This window comes from Hansschlegelia plantiphila (genome assembly GCF_027922265.1).
Classification (GTDB): Bacteria; Pseudomonadota; Alphaproteobacteria; order Rhizobiales; family Methylopilaceae; genus Methylopila; species Methylopila plantiphila.
The window spans coordinates 653983-679480 of the sequence record NZ_BSFI01000007.1 but is presented as its reverse complement, the minus strand read 5'-3'; the positions used below and the strand labels follow the sequence as shown (position 1 = coordinate 679480).

25 protein-coding genes and 1 tRNA gene are annotated in these 25498 nt (G+C 67.7%); 12 read left to right on the top strand and 14 right to left on the bottom strand.

Translation table 11 applies throughout. The features are described from left to right. Nucleotides 1-102 precede the first annotated feature (102 nt). A complete protein-coding gene (locus tag PKE75_RS09600; RefSeq protein ID WP_271168485.1) occupies nt 103-1284 on the top strand; it encodes a GNAT family N-acetyltransferase in 1182 nt (393 codons plus the stop codon). A 6-nt stretch (nt 1285-1290) separates the two neighbouring features. Here PKE75_RS09600 and PKE75_RS09595 read toward each other — a convergent pair whose 3' ends face one another. Continuing rightward, nucleotides 1291-3558 (bottom strand): GumC family protein, encoded by a 2268-nt coding sequence (locus tag PKE75_RS09595; RefSeq protein ID WP_271168484.1) that lies wholly within the window; start codon nt 3556-3558, stop codon nt 1291-1293. A 163-nt stretch (nt 3559-3721) separates the two neighbouring features. Between PKE75_RS09595 and PKE75_RS09590 the strand changes: the two genes are divergently transcribed. The 4 genes from PKE75_RS09590 (at nt 3722) to PKE75_RS09575 (ending at nt 8378) form a co-directional block, all read left to right on the top strand. Next, nucleotides 3722-4282, top strand: coding sequence for a polysaccharide biosynthesis/export family protein (locus tag PKE75_RS09590; RefSeq protein ID WP_271168483.1), 561 nt, complete (start codon nt 3722-3724; stop codon nt 4280-4282). A gap of 77 nt (nt 4283-4359) precedes the next feature. After that, a complete protein-coding gene (locus tag PKE75_RS09585) occupies nt 4360-5511 on the top strand; it encodes a glycosyltransferase family 4 protein (protein WP_271168482.1) in 1152 nt (383 codons plus the stop codon). A gap of 84 nt (nt 5512-5595) precedes the next feature. Beyond that, nucleotides 5596-7104 carry an undecaprenyl-phosphate glucose phosphotransferase gene (locus PKE75_RS09580; protein ID WP_271168545.1) on the top strand — a complete coding sequence of 503 codons (1509 nt, stop codon included), beginning with the start codon at nt 5596-5598 and terminating at the stop codon, nt 7102-7104. Next, on the top strand, nt 7101-8378 hold the full coding sequence (locus PKE75_RS09575; RefSeq protein ID WP_271168481.1) for an O-antigen ligase family protein: 1278 nt from the start codon (nt 7101-7103) through the stop codon (nt 8376-8378). Before PKE75_RS09580 ends, PKE75_RS09575 begins: the two co-directional genes overlap by 4 nt. A 30-nt stretch (nt 8379-8408) precedes the next feature. Here PKE75_RS09575 and murJ read toward each other — a convergent pair whose 3' ends face one another. From murJ to PKE75_RS09550, 5 genes are all read right to left on the bottom strand, one after another. Next, a complete protein-coding gene (gene murJ, locus PKE75_RS09570; protein ID WP_271168480.1) occupies nt 8409-9926 on the bottom strand; it encodes a murein biosynthesis integral membrane protein MurJ in 1518 nt (505 codons plus the stop codon). Between the two features lie 145 nt (nt 9927-10071). Continuing rightward, nucleotides 10072-11136 carry a sulfate/molybdate ABC transporter ATP-binding protein gene (locus PKE75_RS09565; RefSeq protein WP_271168479.1) on the bottom strand — a complete coding sequence of 355 codons (1065 nt, stop codon included), beginning with the start codon at nt 11134-11136 and terminating at the stop codon, nt 10072-10074. Nucleotides 11137-11151: 15 nt separating this feature from the next. Further along, complete coding sequence (gene cysW / locus PKE75_RS09560) at nt 11152-12006, bottom strand: sulfate ABC transporter permease subunit CysW (protein WP_271168478.1); 855 nt, start codon at nt 12004-12006, stop codon at nt 11152-11154. Then, nucleotides 11996-12829 carry a sulfate ABC transporter permease subunit CysT gene (gene cysT / locus PKE75_RS09555; RefSeq protein WP_271168477.1) on the bottom strand — a complete coding sequence of 278 codons (834 nt, stop codon included), beginning with the start codon at nt 12827-12829 and terminating at the stop codon, nt 11996-11998. The genes cysW and cysT overlap by 11 nt, the downstream gene beginning before the upstream one ends. A 170-nt stretch (nt 12830-12999) precedes the next feature. Next, on the bottom strand, nt 13000-14028 hold the full coding sequence (locus PKE75_RS09550) for a sulfate ABC transporter substrate-binding protein (protein ID WP_271168476.1): 1029 nt from the start codon (nt 14026-14028) through the stop codon (nt 13000-13002). Nucleotides 14029-14526: 498 nt separating this feature from the next. On the opposite strand from PKE75_RS09550, the gene PKE75_RS09545 reads away from it, so the two are divergent. Further along, nucleotides 14527-14703: a hypothetical protein gene (locus PKE75_RS09545; RefSeq protein WP_271168475.1), complete on the top strand. Its 177-nt coding sequence runs from the start codon at nt 14527-14529 to the stop codon at nt 14701-14703. Nucleotides 14704-14853: 150 nt separating this feature from the next. Here PKE75_RS09545 and PKE75_RS09540 read toward each other — a convergent pair whose 3' ends face one another. The 3 genes from PKE75_RS09540 to PKE75_RS09530 form a co-directional block, all read right to left on the bottom strand. Continuing rightward, entirely contained in the window at nt 14854-15153 is a 300-nt protein-coding gene (locus PKE75_RS09540; protein ID WP_271168474.1) for a DUF6665 family protein, read from the bottom strand. A gap of 116 nt (nt 15154-15269) precedes the next feature. Then, complete coding sequence (locus PKE75_RS09535) at nt 15270-16109, bottom strand: aldo/keto reductase (protein ID WP_271168473.1); 840 nt, start codon at nt 16107-16109, stop codon at nt 15270-15272. 57 nt (nt 16110-16166) lie between these two features. Continuing rightward, nucleotides 16167-17189, bottom strand: a complete 1023-nt coding sequence (locus PKE75_RS09530; RefSeq protein WP_271168472.1) for an SDR family oxidoreductase — start codon at nt 17187-17189, stop codon at nt 16167-16169. A 182-nt stretch (nt 17190-17371) separates the two neighbouring features. Between PKE75_RS09530 and PKE75_RS09525 the strand changes: the two genes are divergently transcribed. The 4 genes from PKE75_RS09525 to PKE75_RS09510 all read left to right on the top strand — a co-directional run bounded on the left by PKE75_RS09525 (nt 17372) and on the right by PKE75_RS09510 (nt 18542). Then, a tRNA-Pro gene (locus PKE75_RS09525) sits at nt 17372-17449 on the top strand. Nucleotides 17450-17531: 82 nt separating this feature from the next. Then, nucleotides 17532-17711: a hypothetical protein gene (locus PKE75_RS09520; RefSeq protein ID WP_271168471.1), complete on the top strand. Its 180-nt coding sequence runs from the start codon at nt 17532-17534 to the stop codon at nt 17709-17711. Nucleotides 17712-17738: 27 nt separating this feature from the next. Continuing rightward, a complete protein-coding gene (locus tag PKE75_RS09515) occupies nt 17739-18083 on the top strand; it encodes a hypothetical protein (RefSeq protein WP_271168470.1) in 345 nt (114 codons plus the stop codon). 66 nt (nt 18084-18149) lie between these two features. After that, nucleotides 18150-18542, top strand: a complete 393-nt coding sequence (locus tag PKE75_RS09510; protein ID WP_271168469.1) for a response regulator — start codon at nt 18150-18152, stop codon at nt 18540-18542. On the opposite strand, the gene PKE75_RS09505 is transcribed toward PKE75_RS09510, so the two are convergent. Both PKE75_RS09505 and PKE75_RS09500 read right to left on the bottom strand, forming a co-directional pair. After that, nucleotides 18523-19461 (bottom strand): YVTN family beta-propeller repeat protein, encoded by a 939-nt coding sequence (locus PKE75_RS09505; RefSeq protein WP_271168468.1) that lies wholly within the window; start codon nt 19459-19461, stop codon nt 18523-18525. The genes PKE75_RS09510 and PKE75_RS09505 overlap by 20 nt on opposite strands. Nucleotides 19462-19468: 7 nt before the next feature. Next, nucleotides 19469-19999, bottom strand: coding sequence for an SRPBCC family protein (locus tag PKE75_RS09500; RefSeq protein ID WP_271168467.1), 531 nt, complete (start codon nt 19997-19999; stop codon nt 19469-19471). Nucleotides 20000-20178: 179 nt separating this feature from the next. Here PKE75_RS09500 and PKE75_RS09495 point away from each other — a divergent pair, with 179 nt between their 5' ends. Together PKE75_RS09495 and PKE75_RS09490 are read left to right on the top strand one after the other, a co-directional pair. Beyond that, nucleotides 20179-21414 carry a GNAT family N-acetyltransferase gene (locus PKE75_RS09495; RefSeq protein ID WP_271168466.1) on the top strand — a complete coding sequence of 412 codons (1236 nt, stop codon included), beginning with the start codon at nt 20179-20181 and terminating at the stop codon, nt 21412-21414. 62 nt (nt 21415-21476) lie between these two features. Then, a complete protein-coding gene (locus PKE75_RS09490) occupies nt 21477-21902 on the top strand; it encodes an HIT family protein (RefSeq protein WP_271168544.1) in 426 nt (141 codons plus the stop codon). A 25-nt stretch (nt 21903-21927) separates the two neighbouring features. Here the strand turns inward: PKE75_RS09490 and PKE75_RS09485 are convergent, their stop codons facing one another. Genes PKE75_RS09485 through clpA form a run of 3 tightly spaced genes read right to left on the bottom strand, consistent with a single transcriptional unit; the run spans nt 21928 to nt 25489 of the window. Next, nucleotides 21928-22269: an AzlD domain-containing protein gene (locus PKE75_RS09485; RefSeq protein WP_271168465.1), complete on the bottom strand. Its 342-nt coding sequence runs from the start codon at nt 22267-22269 to the stop codon at nt 21928-21930. Beyond that, entirely contained in the window at nt 22266-23060 is a 795-nt protein-coding gene (locus PKE75_RS09480) for an AzlC family ABC transporter permease (protein ID WP_271168464.1), read from the bottom strand. Before PKE75_RS09480 ends, PKE75_RS09485 begins: the two co-directional genes overlap by 4 nt. Before the next feature lie 2 nt (nt 23061-23062). Beyond that, nucleotides 23063-25489 (bottom strand): ATP-dependent Clp protease ATP-binding subunit ClpA, encoded by a 2427-nt coding sequence (clpA, locus tag PKE75_RS09475; protein ID WP_271168463.1) that lies wholly within the window; start codon nt 25487-25489, stop codon nt 23063-23065. Nucleotides 25490-25498: the final 9 nt, after the last annotated feature.

The window sequence follows — 25498 nt, the reverse complement described above, 5'->3', positions numbered from 1 at the left end:
CTTTCTTCAGCCCTCAGGGCGCCAAAGATGTCCGGGCGAACGGACGCTGGACAGGGGAAAATCCCGTCCGTCCGACCGCGCGCCGCGGAGGCTTGCAGCGCCATGACGCCCGTTCCCGGCGGCGCGTTCGCCTCCATCGAGGTCTATGACGACATCGACAAGGCGCAACCCATCTGGACCGCGCTGATCCAGACGGCGTTCGTGAGCACCTATCAGAACCCGTCCTTCCTCAAGGCGTGGGTCGACAATGTCGCGGCGCACGAGGGCGTGCGGCCGATGATCGTCGTCGCGCGCGACGAGGAGGGTCGTGCAGTCGCGCTGCTGCCTCTCGGCCGCCGCCGTCAGCTTGGAGCGCGCATCGCCGAATTCCTTGGCGGCAGCCACGTGAACTACAACGCGCCGGTCATCCGTCGCGACGCCCTCGCCCGATTCACCCGAGACGAGTCGTTGAGGCTCCTCGCCGAGGCCGCCCGCCAGACCGGCGTCGATCTCTATGTTCTCCGCCGCCAGCCCGCCGAGTGGGAGGGCGAAGCCAATCCCTTCGCCGCCCTGCCGAGCCTCCCTTCGACGGATCCCGCCTATAGCGGACCGCTCGCGCCAAGCTTCGAGGACTTTGAGCGGCTCAATTTCTCCGCCAAGGCCCGCTCGAAGCAGCGCCGCAAGATGCGCCGCTTCGAGGAGCGCGGCTCGACGCGCCTCTATCACGCGGACAACGACGCGGACCGGCGCCGGCTGATCGACGCCTTCCTCGACCAGAAGGCGCGCCAGTTCGCGGGCCGAGGCGTCGGCGACGTCTTCGACAAACCCGGCGTGCGCGATTTTCTCGCGAGCGCGGCCGGAATCGGTGGCCGCCCGCCGGCGCTGGACCTCTATGGCTTCGACGTCGAGGGCGAGGCGATCGCTGTCGCTGGAGGCCTCATCCATGACGGCCGCTATTCAGGCATGCTGCTGTCGATCACCAGCGGCGAGCACGCCAAATACAGCCCCGGCGAGATGCTGCTGAACTTCGTCGTCGCCGAACAGATCCGCCGGGGCGCGCGCACCTTCGACCTCGGCGTCGGGGCCGCCGGCTACAAGACGATGTACTGCCCGAACGTCGAGATCCTTCGCGACACCCTGCTTGGCGTCACGCCGATCGGCCGCGCCGTCGCTGGCGTGCTTTCAGCCCGGACAGCGGCCACGACCTGGGTGAAGTCGAACCCGCGGGCCTACGCTCTGGTGACGCGCCTGCGCGGCCTTCGAGCGCGACAGCGCTCCGAGCCGGAGGCCGCAGCAGACGACTGACATGCCTCAAGCGGCGAGTGAGCGGTCTTTTGGCGCGCCGCCGCCGTCGCTGACGAGCAGGACCACGACGTCCTCGATGCCGGTCGCCTTCAGGCGTTCGTGGGCGTCCACCGTCACGAAGTCGGCGGCGCCGGCGTTGGAGACCAGCACTGCCGCGCCGCAGTGTACGGCGAACACGTCCGCGCCGCCGGGACCGCTCGGGGCCATCAGCATCACGAAATCATAGGTCAGGGCGAGCGCCTCGAGAACCACGCCGAGCCTGCCCTGAGCGGCCGCGTCCAGCGTGTCGAAGCTCTCCGAGCCGCGCGGAACGATGTGAACCCGCGAGCCCGGATCGCGATGGATCGCCTGGGCGAATGTGGCGGCGCCGGTCAGAAGGTCCGAGAGGCCGGGCTCGGAGGGCACGTCTCCGCCTCGTGGCACGCCGCCGCCTGCGTCGATCGCGACGACGCGGCGGCCGGAGGCCGAGATGGTGGCCGCGAGCTCGGCCGCGACCGACCTGACGGCGAGATCTGGCGCCGCGCCGGTCGTGAGGATGCGCAGCGCCCCCTCGCCCGTCGGCATCGAGGCGAGCTGCCGTGCGAGCGCAGCGACGAGCGTCGCATCCGCGCATTCGATCGTCGCCGCCCGGCCTGCATTGCGGCGCGGCGCTTCGCTGGAGACAGCTTCGGCCGCGGCGGTCAGCGGCGCAGCGGGATCAGCCCCGTGGGCCGAGCCCGACTCGCCGTCGGCCTTAGGATCGTCGTCCGGCGCCGACGCCGATCCCGGCTGACCGCCGGGCGGCGTCGGCCCCTGGATGCGCATCGGCTCCTGAAGCCGTCCGAACACCGGCACGGCGCCGATCGCGGGCGGCGGAGCGGCGTCGGTGTCGTCGGGGCGACGCTGGCCGCCGAACACCTCGGCCGCAGCGGCTGCGAACAGCGAGAGGACGAAGGCGCCAAGCGTCGCGAGCGCGATCGTCGGCGTCTTCTTGGGGAAATACGGCTCGGTCGCCGCCGCGCCACGCGAGATCACGCGGGCGTCCGCCAGGAGCGCGTCGGGATTGTCGCGCGCCGAGGTCTCCCGATAGCGCGTGAGGAGCTGCTCCAGAAGGTCGCGCTGGGAGCGAGCCTCGCGCTCGAGCGCGCGCAGCTGGACTTCCTGACCGTTCGCGGTCGACGCGGTCTTCTTCAGTTCCTCGAGCTGCTTGCCGAAGGCCGCGACCCGTGCGCCCGCGGTCTTGGCGTCGTTCTCGAAAGCGCGGGCGAGCTTCTCGGCCTCGCTGCGGATCTGCTCGTCCAGTCCGGAAAGCTGCGCCTGGAGCTCGCGCATCCGCGGATGCTGCGGCAGCAGCGTCCGGCTGTCGCTCGCGATCTGCGCGGCGAGTTGCGAACGCTGCTGGGAAAGCGAGCGGACGAGGTCCGAATTGGCGATGTCGAGCGCCTCGGCCGGACGGCCCTGGCGCATGACGGAGCGTATCATGTCCGCCTTCGCCTGCGCCTCGGCCTGCTGGGTCCGGGCGCTCGAAAGCTGGATCGTCGTGTCTCCAAGCTGCTGGGCGGCGACGGTCGTGTTGTTGGTGCCCACGAGAAGGCCGGCCTTCGAGCGGAAGGTCTCCACCCGATCCTCAGCCTCGCCGACCCGGCCGCGCAGATTGGCGATCTCGTCGGAGAGATACTGGTTCGCCTGCTTGTTCGACTCGCGCTTGGCTTCGCGCTGGATGGCGAGATAGGCGTCGATGAAGCCGTTGACGACACGCGCCGCGAGGTCCGCGTCCTGCGCGACGAATTCGACGCCGACGACGCGGGAGCCCTGCACCGGATAAACCGTCAGGTTCTCCGCGACCTTATCGACGACCCGCTCCTTATAGGGCAGGTCGTCCTGAGCGCCGCCCAGCCCGACCATGCGGAACAGCTTGCGGACATAAGACTCCCTCTGGCCGGAGAACTCGGGATCGCCGCCGAGATCGAGCGCCTTCACGACGTCGCGCACAAGGTCGCGCGACTGGATCAGCTGAACCTGGCTCGCGACCGCCTGCTCGTCCGGCAGTGGCGTGTCGCGGTCGCCGCCGGGCCGCGGCGCGGCGCCTTCTCGGTTCTCGATCAGGATGAGAGCGGCCGAACGGAAATAGGGCGAGCTCAACTGAACGAAGGCGAAGGCCAGCAGCGCGGCGAGCGCGGTCGGCCCGATGATCCAGCGCTTGCGGCGCCAGAGCCCCCGGCCGAGCGCGCGCAGGTCGATCTCCCCGCTCTGGGGGCGATCGTCCTCCTCGCGGTAGCTGACGCGCTGCACCATGCCTAGTCCTCGACTCTCGCACTCAAAGCGTTCGCTCTCGCACAACAGCACAAACATGGTTGCCGCAGAGTTAATCGCCCGCGCCGCCGCCGCACTCAGGAAAACACATTGTTAACCCTGTTGCGATTACGACGGTGCATCTTGGGTTTTGGGGACCGTCGTCATGGGATCGCGCCGTTCGCTGATCGCGCTCTCGTTCGCCGCGTCGCTCGCCGGCTGCGCCGCGCCGCGCGCGGTGCCGCCGCAGTTGGCCGCGACCTTCAATGAGCCCTACGTGCTGTCGAGCGGCGACAAGCTGCGCGTCAACGTTTTCGGCCAACAGAACCTGTCTAACAGCTACGCGGTCGAGCCCGACGGAAGCATCGCGATGCCGCTCGTCGGCCGCTATCAGGTCGACGGCAAGACATCGGATCAGGTGCGGGCCGGCCTCGAAGCCAAGCTCAAAGGCGGATTCCTCCGCGATCCCAGCGTCTCCGTGGAGATCGAGTCCTACCGCCCATTCTACATCCTCGGCGAGGTCACGACCGCCGGACAGTACCCTTACGTCGCCGGCATGACCGCGCAGAACGCCGTCGCGATCGCGAGCGGTTTCACGCCCCGGGCGATGCGCGACCGCGTGGAGCTCACGCGCCGGCTCGGCGACCGGGTCTACAAGGCCGAGGTGCCCCTCACCTATCCCATCCGTCCCGGCGACACCCTCACCGTCGAAGAGCGCTGGTTCTAGGCCGAACTTCCCTTCGCGGCGCTCGAACGGTCCGACAAGCACCGCAACGCGGGCGCTCCGATCCGCGGGGACTTTCCATGAGCGACGCAAGGCAACTGCGGATCGTCCATCTCGTGCGCTCGCCCGTCGGCGGGATCTTTCGTCACATCGCGGATCTGATCTCGGCGCAGGCGGCGGCCGGCCACCTCGTGGGCTTCGTCTGCGACAGCCTCACCGGCGGTCCGTTCGAGGACCAGCGTATCCGAGCGCTCGAACCGATGCTCGCGCTCGGCGCGACCCGCGTTCCGATCTCCCGCCAGATCAGCGCGTCGGATTTCCGGGCGATCTCGCAGGTCCGCGCAATTCTTGAGCCGCTGCAGCCTGACGTCATCCACTGCCATGGCGCGAAGGGCGGCGCCTTCGGCCGGATCGTCGGCGCATGGCTCAATCGCCGCCGACCCGTGGCGCGGCTCTACGCCCCGCATGGAGGCAGCCTGCACTACGATCCGAAATCGCTGGAAGGGTGGATCTATTTCCGCGTCGAACGCGCGCTCGAACGCTTCACCGACGCGCTTATCCACGTCAGCGACTACGAGCGGCAAGCTTATGTCAGTCATGTCGGCGAGCCGCGCTGCCCCGCCGTCGTGGTCCGCAACGGCCTGACGCCGCAGGAGTTCGTGCCTGTGGCCCCGGCCACGGACGCTCGAGACTTCCTGTATCTCGGCATGTTGCGCGACCTGAAGGGGGTCGACGTCTTCATCCAGGCGGTCGCGCTTCTCGCCGGGACGGATCGGCCGGCGACGGCGATCATCGTGGGCGACGGTCCGGAGGAAGCCCGCTATCGCGCCATGACGGCGGAGCTCCGACTGGACAACCTCGTCGATTTCCGGCCGTCCACGCCGACCCGGGAGGCCTTTGCGCTCGGCCGCGCCGTCGTTGTCCCGTCACGGGCGGAATCAATGCCCTATGTCGTGCTCGAGGCGATCGCGGCGTCGCTTCCGATCATCGCGACGCGGGTGGGCGGCATACCGGAGATTTTCGGGCCCTTCACGGAAGAATTGATCGCGCCGGGCGACCCTCAGGCGCTCGCGGCCGCCATGGCGGCGCTGATCGCCGATCCGGACGCGGCCGCCGCGGGCGCGGCGGCGCGCAAGCGGCACATCTCTGGCGAGTTCTCGGTCTCCGAAATGTCCTCGCGCGTCGAAAAAGTTTACCGCACGGCGATCGAACGATTACAAAGCGATATTTAAGAGTCGCGCGTAAAGGGTTGTTGGGAGTTTATCGGCAAGGTTTTCCTGACCGATCGGAAACCGAACACCGTGACCCACCTATCGATGGCCGACCTTAAGGCTCGCGAGAAGCCTCAATCGGCTCCGACGCGCCGGCAGGCAAGGCTGAACGAACAGGCGCGCGAGATCGCCGAGCGCTTCAGCGCGTCCTCGATTTCGCCGGTGGTGCTGATCGGCGCCGCGCGCTTCGCCGATTCCGCCATCGTGATCGCTGCGGGTCTCGCGGCCTATTTCATTTCGTTCGGCGGTCTTGGCGGGATCGGCTGGCCGTACCTCGTGTCGATGACCGGCGGGCTCGTGCTCACGCTGGTGTTCGCGCAGGCGGCCGACGCTTACAATGTCGTCGCCTTCCGCCTGCTCGGCGGCCAGATCGGCCGGATGATCGGCGCCTGGACGCTGGTCTTCGCCGGCTTCGCCGCGATCGGCGCGTTCTTCGACCTCGGCGGCATGCTTGATCGCCGGTGGTTCGGCTACTGGTTCGCGCTGGGCGCAGGCGGGTTCATTATCGGCCACACGGCGCTCGCGATTCTCGTGAAACGCTGGGCGGAGCAAGGTCGGCTCGGCCGCAAGGCCGTGATCGTCGGCGGCGGCGAGCCGGCCGCGGATCTGATCCGCTCGCTCGAATCGACCCCCGGCAACGACGTTCACATCTGCGGCGTGTTCGACGATCGGTCCAACGACCGGTCGCCCGCCGTCGTCGCCGGCTATCCGAAGCTCGGCAACGTCGCCGAACTCGTCGAGTTCGGCAGGCTGGCCCACATCGACCTGCTGATCGTCACGATCCCAGTGAGCGCGAAGGGGCGCGTCGCCGAAATCCTGAAGACGCTCTGGGTGCTCCCCGTCGACATCCGGCTTTCCGCGCACACCGACAAGCTCCGCTTCCGGCCGCGCGCTTACTCGTATGTCGGCGCGATCCCGATGGTGGAGCTCGCCGAGAAACCCATCCAGAACTGGGATTTCGTCGCGAAACGAGCCTTCGACCTGGTCGTCGGGACATTGCTGCTGGTCGCGCTCTCGCCGCTGATGCTGGCGACCGCGATCGCGATCAAGCTCGACACGCGCGGTCCCGTGTTCTTCCGGCAGAAGCGTTATGGCTTCAACAACGAGGTCATCGAGGTCTTCAAGTTCCGCTCGCTCCGGCACGAGATGTCGGACCCGGAAGCGAAGACCGTCGTCACCAAGAACGACTCTCGGGTCACACGGATCGGCCGCTTCATCCGCAAGACCTCGATCGACGAACTGCCGCAGCTCCTCAACGTCCTCCGCGGCGAACTCTCGCTCGTCGGCCCGCGCCCGCACGCAGTCAACGCCCACACTTCCGAGCGGCTGTGGAACGACGTCGTCGACGGCTATTTCGCGCGCCACAGGGTCAAGCCCGGCGTCACCGGCTGGGCGCAGATCAACGGCTGGCGCGGCGAGGTCGACACGCAGGACAAGCTGCGCAAGCGCGTCGATCATGACCTCTATTACATCGAGAACTGGTCGATCCTGTTCGACGCCATCATCCTCATGAAAACCCCCTTCGCGCTCGCCAGGACGGACAACGCCTATTGAGCAGAACGGGGGCCGTTCACGCAGGGGCGGGCCGCCGTCCGCTGACGATCAGCGCGGAGTCCTTCCGCGAGGGAGTGGTGTGGCTCGCCGTCGCGTCGAGCTTCTTCGTGATGTTCGAGCCCGCGGCCTACGACCTCATCATGATCGTGGCGATCGTGCTGTTCGTCGGGACGGGCCTCAAGCTGCCGAGGACGCTGCTGCCGTTCCTGCTGCTCGTGGCGCTCTATCAGCTCGGCGCGATCCTGACCCTGACCCTGGTCTTCGACCGCGCCGACACGCAAAAATGGACGACGGTCGGCGTATTCCTCGCCGGCACCGGCTGCTTCTACTCGCTGTTTCTGGCCGAACGCACCGAGATCCGGGCGAAGCTGATCGCAAACGCCTGGGTGATCGCGGGCGTCGCGAGCGGCCTGCTCGCGATCGCGGGCTACTTCCACCTCGTCCCGTTCTCCGAGAGCCTGCTGCGTTACAATCGCGCGAAGGGCGCCTTCAAGGACCCGAACGTGTTCGCGCCGCATCTGATCTTTCCGGCGCTGGTGCTCATGCAGCGGCTCTATTCGAGCAACGCGAGGAGGTCGCTGGCGCTGCTCGCGCCCCTCGGCGTCATCATGGCCGGCGTCCTGCTCAGCTTCTCCCGCGGTTCATGGGGCCATCTGATCGCCTCCGCCGCGCTGATGACGGTGCTGACGGTGCTCGCGGCCCCGACGCCGTCGGCGCGCGCGCGCATCCTGCTCACCTGCCTCGCGGCGACCCTTGGCGCGGCGCTGATGATCGCCGTCATCATCCACCTGCCGTCGGTCTCGAGCCTGTTCGCCGAACGCGCAAGCCTCGAGCAGAACTACGACACCGAGCACGGCGGCCGGTTCTCGAACCATGTGATGGGTTTCCGCCTGGCGCTCGACAAGCCGTTCGGCATCGGGATCTTCCAGTTCGCCAAGCGCTTCGGCGCCGACGTCCACAACACCTACCTCAACGCCTTCATGTCCTACGGCTGGCTTGGCGGCGTCGTGCTGCCGGTCATGACGATCCTCACGCTGGTTTCCGGCTTCCGCTATGTCCTGGCGGCGACGCCGTGGCGACCGATCTTCATCTGCACCTTTTCGACCTGGGTCGTGCTGATGGTGGAAGCCGCCGTCATCGACATCGATCACTGGCGTCACCAGTGGGCGCTGCTCGGCATGACCTGGGGCTTCATCGCCGCGACGGCTGCCTATGAGCGGCGGAAAACGCCGCTTCGCATCCCGTCTGGAGAGGCGTTCCGCCGCGCCGCCTGACGCCGACGCCTCGATCGCGAAGCGCGGCGGCTAGCGGGCGCGCCGTGCGAGCAGAAGGCCTGCGGCTGCGATCACGCCGTAGGTTGCGACGCCCACCACGCCGATCACAACCGCCGGCGCGAAGTCCGGAAACTGAGGGATCAATCCCCTGAACCCCGCAGCGGGACCGAGCGACCAGCGGACCGCGAGCGCCGAAGCCGCGGTCGCGGCGGCGAGGGACGCCATCGCGACGACGAACCGCCGGTCGGCCGCGAAGCCGCTGCGGCGGGCGAGCAGCCAGGTCAGCAGCAGGAGGTTCGCCCAGGCGCCGACCGAGGTCGCGAAGGCGAGGCCCGCGCTGAACAGCGATCCGACCAGCGCGAACTTCAGAGCCACGTTGGCGATGGTGGCGATCGCCAGCGCCTTCACCGGCGTCGCGGTGTCGCCCGAGGCGTGAAAGGCCGGGGTCACGCAGCGGAGCGCCACGATCGCCGGCAGCCCGACCGAATAGGCCTGCAGCGCAGCGGCCGAACCGTCGACGGCGGCCGCGTCGAAGGCCCCACGGCCGAACAGCGCGGCGACGATCGGACCGGGGGCCGCCGCGAACAGAGCGACGAACGGCAAGGTCATAGCGAGCGCGCCCTCGAGCGCGCGGTTGAGCCGGTCGCGCGCGCCGGGAAGGTCGTCGGCGGCGAGGCGGCGCGCGAGCTCGGGCAGGAGCACCGTGCCGATCGCGATGCCGACGACCGCGAGCGGCAGCTGGTAGAGCCTGTCGGCGTAATACAGATAGGAGACCGAGCCCGCCGGAAGGAACGAGGCGAGGATCGTGTCGGCGAACATCGCGATCTGGACGCCCGCGGAGCCGACCACGGCCGGACCGAAGCCGCGCAGGAAGTTGCGGACGTGCTCCGTCATCCGCGGCCGCCGGAACCTGAGCGACACGCCGGCGCGGCGTGCGTCCCACAAGACGACGCCAAGCTGCGCGAAGCCGGAGACCAGCACGCCGACGGCGAGGGCATGCGCCACCGTCGGAAACAGCCCGGTCATCAGCAGCGCGCCGATCATGCAGATGTTGAGCAGGATCGAGGCGGAGGCCGCGACCGCAAAGCGGTCATGCGCGTTCAGGACGCCGGCGACGAGCGTCATCCACGAGATGAGCAGGAGGTAGGGGAAGGTGATCCGGGTGAGGCTCGCGGTGAGCGAGAGCTGACCCGGCTCCTCGACGAAGCCCGGCGCGAGCAGCGCCACCACGAAAGGCGCGAAGATCAGCGCCAGCACGAGCAGGACGATCTGGGCGGCGAGCGTCAGCGCCAGCACGTCCTCAGCGAAGGCCTTGGCGGCGCCCTCCCCGTCCCGCGTCAGCGCTCGTGCGTAGCGCGGCACGAACGCCGCGTTGAACGCGCCTTCCGCGAAGATCGCGCGAAAATGGTTCGGGAGCCGGAAGGCGACCATGAAGGCGTCCGCGAGCGGCCCGGCGCCGAGCATCGCCGCCATCATGATGTCGCGCACGAAGCCGAACAGGCGCGAAACCAGCGTGAGCCCGCCGACGGACGCCGCCTTACGCCACATGAACCGTCATCGCGCCGCTTCCGGGTTCAGGGACGCGCCGAATCCCCGCAGACCGCGGCGCGGGCGGGACCTTAGCGGGCTCGGGGAGCCGGGAGTAGTGGCGCACGCGCTCGCTTGGGGGCGTCCGCCAGCGAAGGCGCCGCGCTCACGCCGCCTTGCGCAGAACCTTCTCGTCCTCCGGAAACACCGCGGAGCGGCTGAAGGCGAGGCCGACGCGGTCGCCGATCGCGATCTCGACGTCCGGAGGCAGCAGCGCCTCGATCCGCGCATGGCCGGCGCCGACCGAGATGTCGGCGCGGCGATAGGGGCCGGACCGGCGCAGGCCGACGACCGCGCCGGTCAGCACCGCGCCGTCCTCGCTCTGGATCGTCACGTCCTGAGGGCGGATGTGCAGACGCGCCGGACCGTCCGGCGCGTCGAAGCGGTCGAGCGCGAGCGGGCGTCCGTCGAGCGAGGCCTGTCCGCGCGAGATCGTCACCGGCAGCGAGGTCGACTCGCCGATGAAGGCGTAGACGAACGGCGTCGCCGGCAGGTCGTAGACGTCGTCCGGCGTGCCGACCTGCTGCAGGTCGCCCTTATGGAGAACCGCCACGCGGTCGGCGAGCTCCATCGCCTCCTCCTGGTCGTGCGTCACGAACACCGTGGTGTGCCCGGTCTCGTCGTGGATCTGGCGGAGCCAGCGGCGGAGCTCCTTGCGGACCTGCGCGTCGAGCGCCCCGAACGGCTCGTCGAGCAGCAGCACCTGCGGCTCGATCGCGAGCGCGCGGGCGAGCGCGACGCGCTGCCGCTGGCCGCCGGAAAGCTGCGCGGGATAGCGCCCTTCGAGGCCGGAGAGCTGCACCAGATCAAGCAATTCCAGGACCTTGCGGCGGATCTCGCCCTCGGCCGGACGCCTGGCGCGATCGCGCACGCGCAGCCCGAAGGCGATGTTGTCGAACACCTTCATATGGCGGAACAGCGCATAGCTCTGGAACACGAAGCCGACGTTGCGCTCCTGCACGCTCTTCTGCAGCGCGTCCTCGTCGCCGAACAGGATCTGCCCGCCATCCGGAATCTCCAGTCCTGCGATCGAGCGCAGCAGCGTCGTCTTGCCGGAGCCGGAGGGGCCGAGCAGCGCGATCAGCTCGCCAGACCGGATGTCGAGGTTCACGCCGTTGAGAGCGGGGAACCTGCCGTAGTCCTTGCGCAGGTTGCGGATCTTGAGGTCCATCGTCTTGTCCGTTCTTCAGCGGCGGTGGGCGGAGGACATCTCGTCCCCGTAGCGCCATTCGAGGCCCGACTTGATCGCGAGCGTCACGAGGCCGAGGCCCGCGAGCACGGAGGCGACGGCGAAGGCCGCGACGAAATTGTAGTCGTTGTAGAGGATCTCGACCTGCAGAGGGACAGTGTTGGTGAGCCCCCTGAGATGGCCTGAGACCACCGAGACCGCGCCGAACTCGCCCATCGCGCGGGCGTTGCACAACAGCACGCCGTAGAGCAGCGCCCAGCGCACGTTCGGCAGCGTGACCGACCAGAAGGTGCGGAAGCCGCCGGCGCCGAGCGACAGCGCCGCCTCCTCCTCGCTCGTCCCCTGCTCCTGCATCAGCGGAATCAGTTCGCGGGCGACGAAGGGAAAGGTGACGAACACGGTCGCGAGCACGATGCCCGGAAGCGCGAAGATGATCTGCAGGTCATGGGCCGCGAGCCAGGGCCCGAAATAGCCCTGCGCGCCGAACAGCACGACGTAGCAGAGCCCGGAGACAACCGGCGACACCGAGAACGGCAGATCGATCAACGTCACGAAGAAGCTCTTGCCGCGGAAGTCGAACTTCGCGATCGCCCAGGACGCGGCGAGCCCGAACACGACGTTGAGCGGCACCGCGATCGCGGCGACCAGCACGGTGAGCTCGATGGCGGAAATCGTGTCCGGATCGCTGAAGCTTTCGAAGTAGGTTTCGAGGCCCTTCCGAAGCGCCTCGACGAAGACGGCGCCGAGCGGCAGGATCAGGAAGAAGGCCAGGAAGGCGACCGACAGCAGGATGATCGCAAACCTTGCGAGCCTGCTCTCCGACGTCGGATCCGCGATCACCTCAGCGCGCATGGCCGAGCCTCCTGCGCGACCATGACTCGAGCAGATTCACCGCGAACAGCAGCGCGAAGGAGAGCGCCAGCATCACCGTCGCGATCGCGGTCGCGCCGGCGTAGTCGAATTCCTCGAGCCGCATGATGATGAGCAGCGGGGCGATTTCCGAGACGTAAGGAATGTTGCCTGCGATGAAGATCACCGATCCGTATTCGCCGACGGCGCGGGCGAAGGCGAGCGCGAAGCCGGTCAGCAACGCCGGCAGCAGCGTGGGCAGGACGACCCGGAACACGGTGGCGGCGCGGGTCGCCCCGAGCGTCGCCGACGCCTCCTCGAGTTCGCGGTCGAGGTCGGCCATCACCGGCTGCAGCGTTCTCACGACGAAGGGCAGCCCGATGAAAACCAGCGCGATGAAGATGCCGAGGGGCGTGAAGGCGACGCGGAACGGCAGCAGCGCGCCGATCCAGCCGTTCGGCGCGTAGATCGCGGAGAGCGCGATGCCGGCGACCGCGGTGGGCAGCGCGAACGGCAGATCGACGGCCGCGTCGAGCAGCCGGCGACCGGGAAAGCGGTAGCGCGTCAGCGCCCAGGCGATCAGCAGGCCGAACACGGCGTTCAACGCGGCCGCCAGGAGCGACAGTCCGAAGGAAACCTTCAGCGCGGCGAACGTCCGCGGTTCGGTCGCGATCTGCATGAAACGCGCTGGCCCGAGCGACGAGGCGTAGAGCGCCACGGCCGCAAGCGGAATGAGGACGACGAGGCCGAGATAGGCCCAGGCGAAGCCATAGGCCATGCCGAACCCTGGCAACGCGCTCGGCGTCCGGAACTGCTGTCTTTTCATGCGGCCTCGCGGAACCGCCTGACCGGCGGCGCCCGCGTCCTGCACGGGCGGGGCGACGATTCCAGCGTCCGCGGTCGTTGTCGAGGCTTGCACGCACATCTCTCTTCGGAAGCCGCGCAAAAAAGCGCGACCGACGTGTCCGCCGGCCGCGCCCTGTTTCGTGGCTGAATTTACTGCGGCTTGTAGATCTGGTCGAAGGTCCCGCCGTCGGCGAAGTGCTCGGCCTGCGCCTTCTTCCAGCCGCCGAACTCGCCGTCGATCGTGACGAGCTTCAGCTCCTTGAAGCGCGCGACGTCTTCCTTTTCGGCGAGTTCGGGCGAGATCGGACGGTAGAAGTTCCGCGCGGCGATCGTCTGGCCCACCTTCGAATAGAGCAGGTTGAGATAGGCCTCGGCCGCCTTGCGGGTGCCGTTCTTGTCGACGTTCCCGTCGACGATCGAGACCGGCGGCTCCGCCAGGATCGAGATCGAGGGATAGACGATGTCGAATTTGTCCTCTCCGAACTCCTTGCCGGAGAGGAAAGCCTCGTTCTCCCAGGCGAGCAGCACGTCGCCGAGGCCGCGCTGGGCGAAGGTCGTCGTCGCGCCGCGCGCGCCGCTGTCGAGCACCGGAACGTGTTTGAAGAGATCCGCAACGTAGGCCTTGGCCTTCGCGGCGTCGCCGCCGTTCGCCTGCAGGCCGTAGGCCCAGGCGGCGAGATAGTTCCAGCGCGCGCCGCCGGAGGTCTTCGGGTTCGGCGTGATGACCTGGACGTCGGCCTTCACGAGGTCGCCCCAGTCCTTGATGCCTTTCGGGTTGCCCTTCCTGACCAGGAATACGATCGTCGACGTGTAGGGCGAGGAGTTGTGCGGCAGGCGCTTCTGCCAGTCCGCCGGGATCTTGCCGGTCGCGGAGGCGATCGCGTCGATGTCGGCTGCGAGCGCCAGCGTCACGACGTCCGCGTTGAGCCCGTCGATCACCGAGCGCGCCTGCTTGCCCGAGCCGCCATGGCTCGCCTGGACGCGGATGTCCTCCCCGGTCTCGGCCTTCCAGGTCTTCTCGAAGGCGGCGTTGAAGTCTTTGTAGAGCTCACGCGTCGGGTCGTAGGAGACGTTGGTGAGCCGCGTCTGGGCGGCGGCGGTTCCGACGCCTGCGGCGAGCGCCAGCGGGGCTGAGAGGGCCAGCGCTGCGAAAAGGCGCGTGGCGGTGCGGCGGTTCATGATCGGGTCTCCAAAAGAACGCCTGATATCCGCCACGGCCGCCGGGCCGTGTCAACAACAAATACTTATTTCTATGGATTTGATATTTTGATAGCGCGTCCGACAATAATCGGGGTATCAGGAAACCTTCCTTACCGTGCAGGCCTGAGGTGTCTTGACTAGTCGGCGCAACGACGCCCGAAAGCCGGACGTACGACCGACGATGACGCGGGCGATGGACAAAAAAATAGCCCGGCCTCTCCCCATCGGCCGGGCGTGCCTTTCGAGAGATTCGAACCGAAGAGGGGCGGTATCCGGTCCGACGCCTGTTACGGCGTGGGGTGATCTCGAAAGTAGCTTGTAGATGCGCCGAAGCGCCTGAACGCCGGCCCGCCTGATCGTTCATCGAGCGTTCAGCGATTTTGGCCCGACCGGGCGTCGCCCCTCTCATGAAGGATACAGACCACGGACACGAACGCGCCGTTGTTTCGCCAATCAACGCAACTACGGCTGACGGCAATGGCGCTGCCGCTGCCGCTGGCTGGCGCCTGTATTGCATGGCAATCGGCGCCGATTGCCGAAGGAGATACGCCGATGCTCTCCATCGAACTTGTTAAGGCGGCGAATACGCTGAAAGACGTGAGTAAGAAGGTCGCGCAGTTCCTGTCCGACGCCGTGATCGATCTTGTCGACTAATCGGTATTCGCCGAACCAGATGGCCGACCGCCTCAAGTAAAATCCAACCCCGCCAACGGTCTCGTTGGCGGGGGTATGAGTGCCCGTCGCACGGGCGTCGATCGGCTCCTGACTCCAAGATGGACACAGGCGCCGCAATTCCGGGCGGCTTCAGCGGACCCCGATCTTCGCGATCACCTGACGCGGCACGGCGAGCCGCTCCAGCACCTCGGCATGGCCGCGGAACCCCATGAGCTCGCGCTGGATCATGTAGCCGTGCAGAGCGTCGGCGGCCGGTTTGATCAGGCTGGCGCGCTTGTCCCCGACCGCGGCGTGAAACGCCGCCATCGCCCGCTCGGCCCTGGAGCCGGCCCGTTCAAGGGCGCTGGCTCGCTCTGCGCGGATTTCCGTTTCGAGATCGTCCGCGGCCGAGAGAATCAGCACGTCGAGCTTAGGCGGCCGGATGACCATGCGTCGTCAAGGCTGAGGCTGCGACCGCCGACGAACGGGATCGGTGTGGATTAACGCCCGACAGGTTAGCGCGCGAGGCGCGGCCGAGCCACCCTGCCCCCCAGATCGTCGGCGCGTCAAATCATCGGCAGATGGCGGGGCTTCGGACCGCGCGGAAACGCCCGGTCGATCCGCTCGAGCTGCGCGTCGCTGAGCCGAAGATCGCCTGCGGCCGCGTTATCGAGCGCGTGCGCGACGCTCGACGCTTTCGGGATCGCCACGACCGACGGGCGGCGAGTCAGAGCCGCAAGCGCGACCTGCCGCGCCGTCGCGCCAACCTCGGCGGCGATCTCCTCCAGCACGCCCCCTGCAGCCGTACGGGCGCTGGGGAAATCACCGCTGCCGAACGGGCTGTAGGCGACCACGGTCACGCCCTGCGCCTCGCACCATGGCGCCACCGCATGTTCGATCGCCCGTTCCTGCAGATGATAGAGCACCTGATTGCAGGCGATGCGGCCTTCCCCGGCGATGGCGAGCGCGTCCTCGAGGTCGTCGACGTCGAAATTGCTGACGCCCCAGGACAGGATTTTGCCTGCGGCGACGAGCGTCTCGAACGCCTCGATCGTCTCGGCGAGCGGCGTCGCGCCCCGCCAATGCAACAGATAGCAATCGAGCCGGTCTGTGTTCAGCCGCGCGAGACTGCGCTCGCAGGCTGCGATCGTCCGGGCCTTCGAGGCGTTGGACGGCAGGACCTTCGACACGAGAAACACCTCGTCGCGCCGGCCCGCGATCGCCTCGCAGACGAGCGGTTCGGCCTCGCCATACATCTCGGCGGTGTCGACATGCGTCATCCCTGCGTCGAGGCCGCGCCGCAACGCCTCGAGCGCCTCGGCGCGGCGGCTCTCGTCAAGTCGCCATGTGCCCTGCCCGATGACGGAGACCGGGGTTCCGGCGGGACCAAACGTAGAAAGTCGCATGACAAATCGTCTCCTCGCATGATCGCGACCGCTTTCAGGCGCCGCTGGGAAGCGACCTCACCGTCTTCTGATCGCCGCCCCGATCAGCGCCCCGATCGCAGCGCATGCAAGAGCGCCGGCCGTCACGACGCCGAGCCGCACGGCTTCAGCGGGAAGCAGCGGGGCTCTGGCGCTCGCCTCGCGACTGAATGATCCCTGAGTCCGGTGGAGACCGGAAACTGGAGCCGCGAGATTGTCGCGGCGGTCGGGCGTCTTCGGGATCGCCGTCTGCTGACCTTCGACCGCCTTGGCGAGGTAGCGATCGAGAAAGCCCGGCGACGCCGCGTTGCCAAGGACCGTCAGCGCCGTCGTCCATCCGATCCAGTGGTCCCGTCCCCGGCCGTGCGCCGCACGGAAGACGCCGTCCGCTATCGCCTCGGGCTGGACCGGCCTTCCCATCGGGCGGGGCGTTCGCAGGATGTGCGTGCGGGCCCAGTCGAACTGCGGCGTGTTCACCGCCGGCAGGTCGACCATCATCAGCCTGACGTTGGATCTGTCGTGGATCAGCTCGGATCTGACGCTCTCCGTGAACCCGCGGATCGCGTGCTTCGCGCCGCAATAGGCCGACTGGAGCGGCAGGCCGCGATAGGCCAGCGCCGATCCGATCTGGATGACGCGTCCGCGGTCCCGCGGTTTCATGTGCTTCAGGGCCGCCATCGTGCCGTGAACCGCGCCGAGATAGGTGACCTCGGTCACGCGCCGGTATTCCTCCGGAGTCACCGCGGCGAAGGGCGAGATAACCGTGACCATCGCATTGTTGACCCAGATCGCTATCGGCCCGAGTTCGCCTTCTATGCGGCCGGCGGCGCTGAAAACCTGATCGGCGCTCGCGACGTCGGCGGAAACGGCGACGGCGTCGACGCCGAAGCTCTCGATCTCGGCGCGAGCGCCCTCGAGCGCCAGCGCGTCGCGTGCGATCAGCCCGACCGAATAGCCCGCTTCCGCGAACCGCAGCGCTATCGCTCGGCCGACTCCGGCGGTGGCGCCGGTCACCACGACGACCGGCGCGCGGCCGCCAGCTGGGAAGAAATGTTGCGTCATTCTAAATCCAGGACAGAGCGGCCGAAGGGCAGGCAGCAAGGGGGAGCGGCCATTCACTGGCGGTAGAAGACATGGGGAAGCGGTGTCGTTCCGCCTGCGCCCACATCGATTATGATCGTTTGGCCAGCAGCGCTTGCACGCGAGGCCGCATAGCGCTAGACGATCTCGGCCCGCAAGGGCATCGGAGCGTGGCGCAGCCCGGTTAGCGCACTAGTCTGGGGGACTAGGGGTCGGAGGTTCAAATCCTCTCGCTCCGACCAGTTTTCTTTATTGCCGACGACGACGGGGCGACCGCCCCGCCCGTCGGCGCATTGACGTTAAGCGACGGGAACGGCTCGGCACATGGAAGACTACAAGTCGTTGCTCGATCGGATGAAGGCGGCGCAGATCGATCTGTTCGCCGCGGCGGCCCGCGCGCAGACCCTTCCGTCGGACGGGGCGCTTCGCAAGATCGCTGATCTCGAGATCGCGATCGGCGCGCTCGAACATCTGCTGGATGACGGCGCGCTCGCCGCGCGCTGAAATTAACCCCACGTAAAAAATCCGTGAATGACGTCTGTCAGGCGGAACCTGGCAGACGTCGCTGCGTTGTGTGTGTGGTTGGACACGACACAAGCGGTGACTGCAATGTTTCATGTTATTGAAAATGCGCAAGCAGCCGCTTCCCGTTCGTTCGTTCCCGGAGCAAATTTCGCCGGGGATCTGAATGATGACTTCGATTCGACCTCATCCCAGGAAGACTACAGCTCGACTGACATCGATATTGTCGATGACTCGTTGCTCAATACTGCCCCCCACAATGCAATCGAGCGGCAGCTGCTCAATGGCGACATGATCGGTCTGGCGTTGATGTCAGGCGCGATCCTGTGGAGCGCGATGGGCGCGTTCGGCTGATCATCGGACTTGCAACGCGCGTCGCAGCGCCGCTTCCTCCTCGTTGCTGACGAGCAGGAGTCGGTAATGCGCGTACTATACGTCGACGACGAGCCGGACATCCGAGAGGTCGCCCGGCTGTCTCTTGAACTCGACGGCGACGCCGTGGTCGAGACCGCCGCGTCGGGCGCGGAAGCCGTGCTGAAAGCCCAGTCGTTCAAGCCAGATATCATTCTGCTCGACGTCATGATGCCTGATCTCGACGGGCCGGCTACATTGGGGCTGCTCCGCGCCCAGCCGGCCTCGGCCGCCGTCCCGGTCGTTTTCATCACCGCGCAAACCCAGTCTCGTGAAGCCGAACGGTTCAGGACGCTCGGGGTGGTCGCGGTGATCTCCAAGCCGTTCGACCCGATGACGCTCGCAAAACAGGTTCGCGATCTAGGGCGAAGCCTCGGCTCCGTCATGGCGTCGGCCGGATGAACAGGCCGAACGAGCGCGGGCCGTCTCCGACCTCCATTTCGCGCACGACCTTCAGCGTCGTCGCGTCGATCTCCGACACCGTATTCGACGACCAGTTGACGACGTAGACGCGCTTGCCGTCGCGCGAAGCCTGAACGCCTTCCGGATAATCGCCGACCGCGATCTCGCCGACCGTCGCCAGCGTGGCGACGTCGAAGACGGAAATCTGCGCGGCGTATTGATCGGAGACGAACGCGCGCCCGGCCGCGAGACCGACCACATAGGGCCGCTCCCCGACCTTGACGGTCGCTATGACCTTTCTGGCCGCGATGTCGATGACGGACACGTCGTTCGACTCAACGTTCGCCGTGTAGGCGCGCTCGCCCTTCGCGTCGATCGTCACGCCGAAAGGATGCTTCCCGACGGCGACCGTCGCCACCCGTTCGTTCGTGGCGACGTCGACGATCGAAATCTCATCCGATTCACGGTCCGCCGAGAGCAGAGTCTTACCGTCAGGCGTCAGCGCAAGACCGGAGGGCGACTTGCCGACGGCGATCTCAGCGGTCACCGCCCCCTTTGCGGGATCGATCGCGAAGATCCGCTCGCCATACCAGTCCGCGACATAGACCGGCGCGCCGGAGGGATGCACCGCGACGCCGAGCGGCCCGCCCTCGAGCGGAATGCGCGACAGGACTTTGCCGGCCGCGGCGTCGAGGATCGCGAGGCTCTTGCCCTCGGGGCTGGTCACATAGGCGCGCGCGCCGTCTGCCGAGACCGCGATCCCAGCGGGCTTGCCCCCGATCGGAATCGTCGCGACCGCCTTACCGGTCGCGAGGTCGAGCACGGTCAGGTCGTCGCCGCTCTGGTTGGTGATGAACGCCTCGTCGGCGCAGGCTGACCCTGCGGCGACGAGGCAAAGCGCTGCGAGGACGCTGCGCACGGGTGCGTCAGCTCCCCTTCTCGACCTTGTCCTTCAGGTTCCCCAGGCCGGCCTTGTAGAGGTCGTTGACGGCCTTGATCGCGGCCTCATCGCTGAGCTCGGCCGGCGGATCGTTGTTCGGATAGCCGCGGTAGAAGGCGCCCCACCACGTCACGGTCGACTTGTCGCCGTCGGCCTTCACGGTGATCTTGGAGGAGTAATTGGTGACGGGCAGGACCTTCACGTCGACGTTCGTGATCCGGTAGTGGTAGGTGAAGCCCGACGCGTCGTAGGTGTCGAGCACCTCCTCGACGGTGGCGCCGCCCTTCAGCGTCAGCTTGCGGGTGGCGTCCTTGTCGTTGCCGCCCGACCCTTCGGTCTTTTCGACGATCGGGATCCAGCTTGCGTCCTGAAAGTTTCCGACCACCTTCCAGACCTTGTCCGGCGTCGCGTTGATCTCGACCTGTTGCTGCGTCTTCTGCCGCGTCGGCCCGTGCGCGTCGGCGACGCCCGTCAGCGCGATCAGCGCAGCGGCTGCCGAGAGAAGTTGAATTTTCATGCGTCGCTTATCCTCCACCTCGTCGGCCGTCGCGGCGTGGGTGCGCCGGTCGATCGCATTGGGCCCTCGGGCCGGGCCGCATAAGATCAAACGTGGCGCTCCGGATAAAGGTCCGTGACCTTGGCCGTTCGCCGCACCCCCGGGCGTCTGGATCGTCGGGCGCCGGAGCCTAGTTTCGGATGATCCTTCCGCGACGCGACACGCCTGAAACCCGGATGCACGCTCAGAAATCCTTCACCGCCCGCGTCGTCGAGCGGATCGACGACATCGAGCGCGATGTCTGGAACGCCTGCGCGCTCTCGGACGGCGGTCTTGCGCGCTACAACCCCTTCATCGACTGGCGCTTCCTCAACGCGCTGGAAAAGTCCGGCTCGGTCTCGCCGCGCCTGGGCTGGGGACCGAGACATATCGTGCTGGAGGACGAGGACGGGGCGGTCGCCGGCGTGGCGCCGTGCTACCTCAAGAGCCACAGCCAGGGCGAGTATGTCTTCGACCATGGTTTCGCCGAAGCCTATGAACGCGCCGGCGGCGACTATTATCCGAAGCTGCAGGTCGCGGCGCCCTTCACGCCTGCGACCGGCCCGAGGCTTCTGGCCGCGCCCGAGCAGGACCGCGAGACGGCTCAAGGGGGCCTGGCCGCCGCCCTGCTCGCCGTCATGCGGCAGACCGGCGTTTCGTCGGCGCACGTCACCTTCGCGACCGAGGCCGAGCAGGCCCTGCTGACGCGGCAGGGCTTTCTGGCGCGGACCGACCGGCAGTTCCACTGGAGCAATGAGGGCTACGGCGCTTACGAGGACTTCCTCGCCGACCTCGCCTCCCGCAAGCGCAAGCAGTTGAAGCGCGAGCGGCGCGAGGCCGTGGCGGATGGGGTCACGATCCGCCATGTCACAGGCTCAGACCTCCGCGAGGCGGACTGGGACGCGTTCTTCGAGTTCTACATGGACACGGGCTCTCGCAAATGGGGCCGGCCCTATCTCAACCGCCGCTTCTTCAGCCTGGTCGGCGAGGCGATGCCCGAGCGAATCCTGCTGGTGATGGCGGACCACGGAGGCAGACCGATCGCGGGCGCGCTCAACTTCATCGGCGGCGACGCGCTCTACGGTCGCTATTGGGGCGCCATCGAGGAGCGGCCCTTCCTGCATTTCGAGGTCTGCTACCATCAGGCGATCGACGCGGCGATCACGCGCGGCCTGGCCCGCGTCGAAGCGGGCGCGCAGGGCGAGCACAAGCTCGCTCGCGGCTACCGGCCGGTCACGACCTATTCGGCCCACGCCTTCGCCGATCCCGCATTGAACCGGGCGGTCGCCGATTACCTCAAGCGCGAGCGCGCCTATGTCGCGCTCGCCAATGACGACCTCGAGGCCCTGACGCCTTTCCGCCGCGGGGACGGGCGAGGCGTCGAAGACGACGCTTGACCGCCGCCGTCCGCTCCGCGAGAGCTGGCGCCGCCGAACACGACGAACGGAGCCGCATCGCGATGGCTGATTACGAGAGCGACAACATCTTCGCCAAGATCCTCAGGGGCGACCTGCCCGCCCACACGGTCTACGAGGACGACGCCGCGCTCGCCTTCATGGACGTGATGCCGCGCGCCGACGGCCACGTGCTGGTGATTCCGAAGGCGCCGTCGCGGAACCTGCTGGAGATGGAGCTCGCCGATCTTGGCCCGCTGTTCGTCGCGGTTCAGAAAGTGGCGCGCGCGGTCAAGGCCGGCCTGGGCGCCGAGGGCATGACCATCCAGCAGTTCAACGAATCCGCCGGCGGGCAGGTCGTGTTCCACACCCACGTCCATCTGCTGCCGCGCTGGACGGACGTGCCGCTCAGGCCGCACACCGGCCAGATGGAGACGCAGGAAGTGCTTGCCGCCCACGCCGAGAAGATCCGAGCCGCTCTGGCGGAGTGACGCTCACCCGTCTGGCCAGGAGGCCTCACCTCCCCAGCATCACCATCCCGGCGATGAGCACGACTTCGGCCGCGCCGACGCCGAGCGCCAGAGAGCGGCGCCCGGCGGCGTAGACCGCAACCCCGACGCCGACCGACCCCAGCCTGAGCCAGAGCGGCGCGAGCGCGAAGCCGCCGGTGGGCGACAGCACGAGTTTCGCGACAAGGCCCGCGACCAGGGCGGTGGCGACCATCTTGACCCATGAGAACAGGGCGCTGTTCTCATCCAGCCGCGCCGACAGCACGGCGCCGAGCACCCGCCACACCTCATTCGCGGCGAACGCCGCGAGCACCGCGAGCAGCATGAACCACGCGTCGTGCTGATTCACGACGCCGCCTGGCGGCGGCGGATGGCTCGGTCGACGAGGAACGCCGCGGTTCCGCCGATTCCGCCGGTGAGCAATAGGTCGAAGCTAGCCGACATCTGCGAGACGACCGGCGCCATGACGAGGCCCAGCACGATCGCGACCCGCTCCCCTATGCCGCCCGCTCCGCGCTCGAGCGACAGCAGGAAGTAGACGGGCGTCAGCCCCAGCAGCCCGATCGACAGCGGCGCGGGCAAGTTGGCGGCGGCGGCGTGGCCCGCGACGGTCGCGATGGTGCTGCCCGCGACCAGCCCGTTGGCGAGACCCAGAAAATACGGCATCCGCGCCGTGCGCGGCATGGCTTGTGTCCGCCGCGTGCCTTCGAACCATGCCGTGACCGCGACATAGTGGGCGGCCAGCAGCCTGGTCCCGAAGCGGGTCTCGGGCGTCCGCAGGACGGGCAGGATGGCGACGACCATCGGCAGCAGCCGCACGGCCGAAATCGTCACGGCGAGCGAGGAGGCCGCGATTCCGGCGCCGCTCGCGAGCGCGCCCGCCAGCACCAACTGGCCGGGCGCGGCCCAGATCAACAGCGTCGAGAGCGCGGCGGCCCAGACAGGCCAGCCGAAGTCATGCGTCATCGCGCCGAAGCCGGTGAAGCTTCCGAACAGCACGAAGCCCGGGGTGCTGAGGGAGGCCCGCGCGCCCCGCCAGAACCAGGACGAGGCGCTCGACTCGTCCGCAGGCGGCTCTTCAGGGGAAAACGCCTCGGCCCCCGAAGAGCCGGCGGCGCCGGCTTCGGGGGCAGACCGCATATTCAGCCGTCGCTGCGCACGAGCGGCGGGGTCTTGGCGGCGCCGCGCCTTGGACCTTCAGGCGAACGGCGCTTCGGTCGATCGCCGCCATCCTTCGGATCGGAGCCGCTGTCGATCTTCTCCGGCTTCGGCGTCACCGGCCCCTCGGGGAAGGTGAAGGCGAGACCGGTTTCGCCGTCGGCCTTGGTCTCCACCAGCACGCGAACGGCGCCGCCGCCCTTGAGCTTGCCGAACAGAACCTCGTCCGCGAGCGGCGTCTTGATCGTCTCCTGAATGAGCCGGGCCAGCGGACGCGCGCCCATCTGCGGGTCGTAGCCCCGCTCTGCCAGCCAGTCCCGCGCCTCGTCGGTGAGCTCGATCGTGATGTTGCGATCAGCGAGCTGCGCCTCGAGCTGGAGGACGAACTTCTCGACGATGTGCCTGACGACCTCGATCGGCAGGTTGCCGAAGGCGATGACCGAATCGAGCCGGTTGCGGAACTCCGGCGCGAACAGCCGGTTGATCGCGTCAGAATCCTCCCCCGACCGCTTGGGGCGGTTGAAGCCGATCGGCTCCTTGGCGAGATCGGACGCGCCCGCATTGGTCGTCATGATCAGGATCACGTTGCGGAAATCGACCTGCTTGCCGTTGTGGTCGGTCAGCTTCCCGTGGTCCATCACCTGCAGCAGGATGTTGAACAGGTCCGGGTGAGCCTTCTCGATCTCGTCGAGCAGCAGCACGCAATGCGGATTCTGGTCGATGCCGTCCGTCAGCAGGCCGCCCTGGTCGAAGCCGACATAACCGGGAGGCGCGCCGATCAGGCGGCTGACCGTATGCCGCTCCATATACTCCGACATGTCGAAGCGCAGCAGCTTGACGCCGAGCAGCGAGGACAGCTGCCGGGCGACCTCGGTCTTGCCGACGCCGGTCGGCCCCGAGAACAGGTAGCAGCCGATCGGCTTCTCCGGATCGCGAAGCCCCGCGCGGGCGAGCTTGATCGTCGAGGACAGCGCCTCGATAGCGGCCTCCTGGCCGTAGACCACCCGCTTGAGGTTCGTGGTGAGCGAGCGCAGCACCTCCGCGTCGTCCTTCGAGACGGACTTCGGCGGGATGCGGGCCATCGTGGCGATCGTCGCCTCGATCTCCTTCACGCCGATGGTCTTCCGGCGCTTGTTCTCCGGCAGGATCATCTGGCTTGCGCCGGTCTCGTCGATCACGTCGATCGCCTTGTCCGGCAACTTGCGGTCGTTGATGTAGCGCGACGACAGCTCCACCGCGGCCTTGATGGCCTCGTTGGTGTAGCGGACCTGATGATAGCTCTCGTAATAGGGCTTGAGGCCCTTGAGGATCTCGATCGTGTCCGGAATCGACGGCTCCGCGACGTCGATCTTCTGGAAGCGCCGGACTAGCGCCCGATCCTTCTCGAAGTGCTGGCGATATTCCTTGTAGGTCGTCGAACCAACGCAGCGCAGATTGCCCGAGGCGAGCGCCGGCTTCAGCAGGTTGGAGGCGTCCATCGCCCCGCCCGAGGTCGCGCCGGCGCCGATCACGGTGTGGATCTCGTCGATGAACAGGATCGCGCCCGGCGTCGCCTCGAGCTCCTTCACGACCTGCTTCAGCCGCTCCTCGAAGTCGCCGCGATAGCGGGTGCCGGCGAGCAGCGACCCCATGTCGAGCGAGAACACCGTGGCGTCCTGCAGAACCTCCGGCACCTCGTCGCGCACGATGCGGAGCGCGAGGCCCTCCGCGATCGCCGTCTTGCCGACGCCGGGATCGCCCACGAACAGCGGGTTGTTCTTGGTCCGACGGCACAGAATCTGGATCGTGCGCGTGATCTCGGCGTCGCGGCCGATCAGCGGATCGATGCGGCCTTCCCTCGCTTTCTTGTTGAGGTTGACGCAGTAAGCGTCGAGGGCGTCGGCCTTCTTCTTGCCGCCGGTCGTCTCCTCCGTCGTGGCGCCGGCCTCGTCCTCGGCGCCGCCGCGCGCGGGGCGGCTCTCGCTCAGGCCCGGGCGCTTGGCGATGCCGTGGCTGATGTAGTTGACCGCGTCGTAGCGCGTCATGTCCTGCTCCTGCAGGAAGAACGCGGCGTGGCTCTCGCGCTCGGCGAAGATCGCGACGAGCACGTTCGCGCCGGTCACCTCCTCGCGGCCGGACGACGTGACATGGATCACGGCGCGCTGGATCACGCGCTGGAAGCCGGCGGTCGGCTTGGAGTCCTCGGAGGTCTCGCCCACGAGGTTCTCAAGCTCGGTGTCGACATATTCGATGAGGTTGCGCCGCAGGATCTCGAGATCGACGTTGCAGGCCCGCATGACGGCCGCGGCGTCCTGGTCGTCGACCAGCGAAAGCAGCAGATGCTCGAGCGTGGCGTATTCGTGGCGGCGCTCATTGGCGAAAGCCAGGGCGCGGTGGAGTGACTGCTCGAGGCTGCGCGAGAATGACGGCAATTGGATTAC

What these genes read in the sequence shown, in the direction of transcription:
- PKE75_RS09600 (WP_271168485.1), top strand. Translation starts at nt 103, where the DNA reads ATGACGCCCGTTCCCGGCGGCGCGTTCGCCTCCATCGAGGTCTATGAC.
- PKE75_RS09595 (WP_271168484.1), bottom strand. Translation starts at nt 3,558, where the DNA reads ATGGTGCAGCGCGTCAGCTACCGCGAGGAGGACGATCGCCCCCAGAGC.
- PKE75_RS09590 (WP_271168483.1), top strand. Translation starts at nt 3,722, where the DNA reads ATGGGATCGCGCCGTTCGCTGATCGCGCTCTCGTTCGCCGCGTCGCTC.
- PKE75_RS09585 (WP_271168482.1), top strand. Translation starts at nt 4,360, where the DNA reads ATGAGCGACGCAAGGCAACTGCGGATCGTCCATCTCGTGCGCTCGCCC.
- PKE75_RS09580 (WP_271168545.1), top strand. Translation starts at nt 5,596, where the DNA reads ATGGCCGACCTTAAGGCTCGCGAGAAGCCTCAATCGGCTCCGACGCGC.
- murJ (WP_271168480.1), bottom strand. Translation starts at nt 9,926, where the DNA reads ATGTGGCGTAAGGCGGCGTCCGTCGGCGGGCTCACGCTGGTTTCGCGC.
- PKE75_RS09565 (WP_271168479.1), bottom strand. Translation starts at nt 11,136, where the DNA reads ATGGACCTCAAGATCCGCAACCTGCGCAAGGACTACGGCAGGTTCCCC.
- cysW (WP_271168478.1), bottom strand. Translation starts at nt 12,006, where the DNA reads ATGCGCGCTGAGGTGATCGCGGATCCGACGTCGGAGAGCAGGCTCGCA.
- cysT (WP_271168477.1), bottom strand. Translation starts at nt 12,829, where the DNA reads ATGAAAAGACAGCAGTTCCGGACGCCGAGCGCGTTGCCAGGGTTCGGC.
- PKE75_RS09550 (WP_271168476.1), bottom strand. Translation starts at nt 14,028, where the DNA reads ATGAACCGCCGCACCGCCACGCGCCTTTTCGCAGCGCTGGCCCTCTCA.
- PKE75_RS09545 (WP_271168475.1), top strand. Translation starts at nt 14,527, where the DNA reads ATGGCGCTGCCGCTGCCGCTGGCTGGCGCCTGTATTGCATGGCAATCG.
- PKE75_RS09540 (WP_271168474.1), bottom strand. Translation starts at nt 15,153, where the DNA reads ATGGTCATCCGGCCGCCTAAGCTCGACGTGCTGATTCTCTCGGCCGCG.
- PKE75_RS09535 (WP_271168473.1), bottom strand. Translation starts at nt 16,109, where the DNA reads ATGCGACTTTCTACGTTTGGTCCCGCCGGAACCCCGGTCTCCGTCATC.
- PKE75_RS09530 (WP_271168472.1), bottom strand. Translation starts at nt 17,189, where the DNA reads ATGACGCAACATTTCTTCCCAGCTGGCGGCCGCGCGCCGGTCGTCGTG.
- PKE75_RS09520 (WP_271168471.1), top strand. Translation starts at nt 17,532, where the DNA reads ATGGAAGACTACAAGTCGTTGCTCGATCGGATGAAGGCGGCGCAGATC.
- PKE75_RS09515 (WP_271168470.1), top strand. Translation starts at nt 17,739, where the DNA reads ATGACGTCTGTCAGGCGGAACCTGGCAGACGTCGCTGCGTTGTGTGTG.
- PKE75_RS09510 (WP_271168469.1), top strand. Translation starts at nt 18,150, where the DNA reads ATGCGCGTACTATACGTCGACGACGAGCCGGACATCCGAGAGGTCGCC.
- PKE75_RS09500 (WP_271168467.1), bottom strand. Translation starts at nt 19,999, where the DNA reads ATGAAAATTCAACTTCTCTCGGCAGCCGCTGCGCTGATCGCGCTGACG.
- PKE75_RS09495 (WP_271168466.1), top strand. Translation starts at nt 20,179, where the DNA reads ATGATCCTTCCGCGACGCGACACGCCTGAAACCCGGATGCACGCTCAG.
- PKE75_RS09490 (WP_271168544.1), top strand. Translation starts at nt 21,477, where the DNA reads ATGGCTGATTACGAGAGCGACAACATCTTCGCCAAGATCCTCAGGGGC.
- PKE75_RS09480 (WP_271168464.1), bottom strand. Translation starts at nt 23,060, where the DNA reads ATGCGGTCTGCCCCCGAAGCCGGCGCCGCCGGCTCTTCGGGGGCCGAG.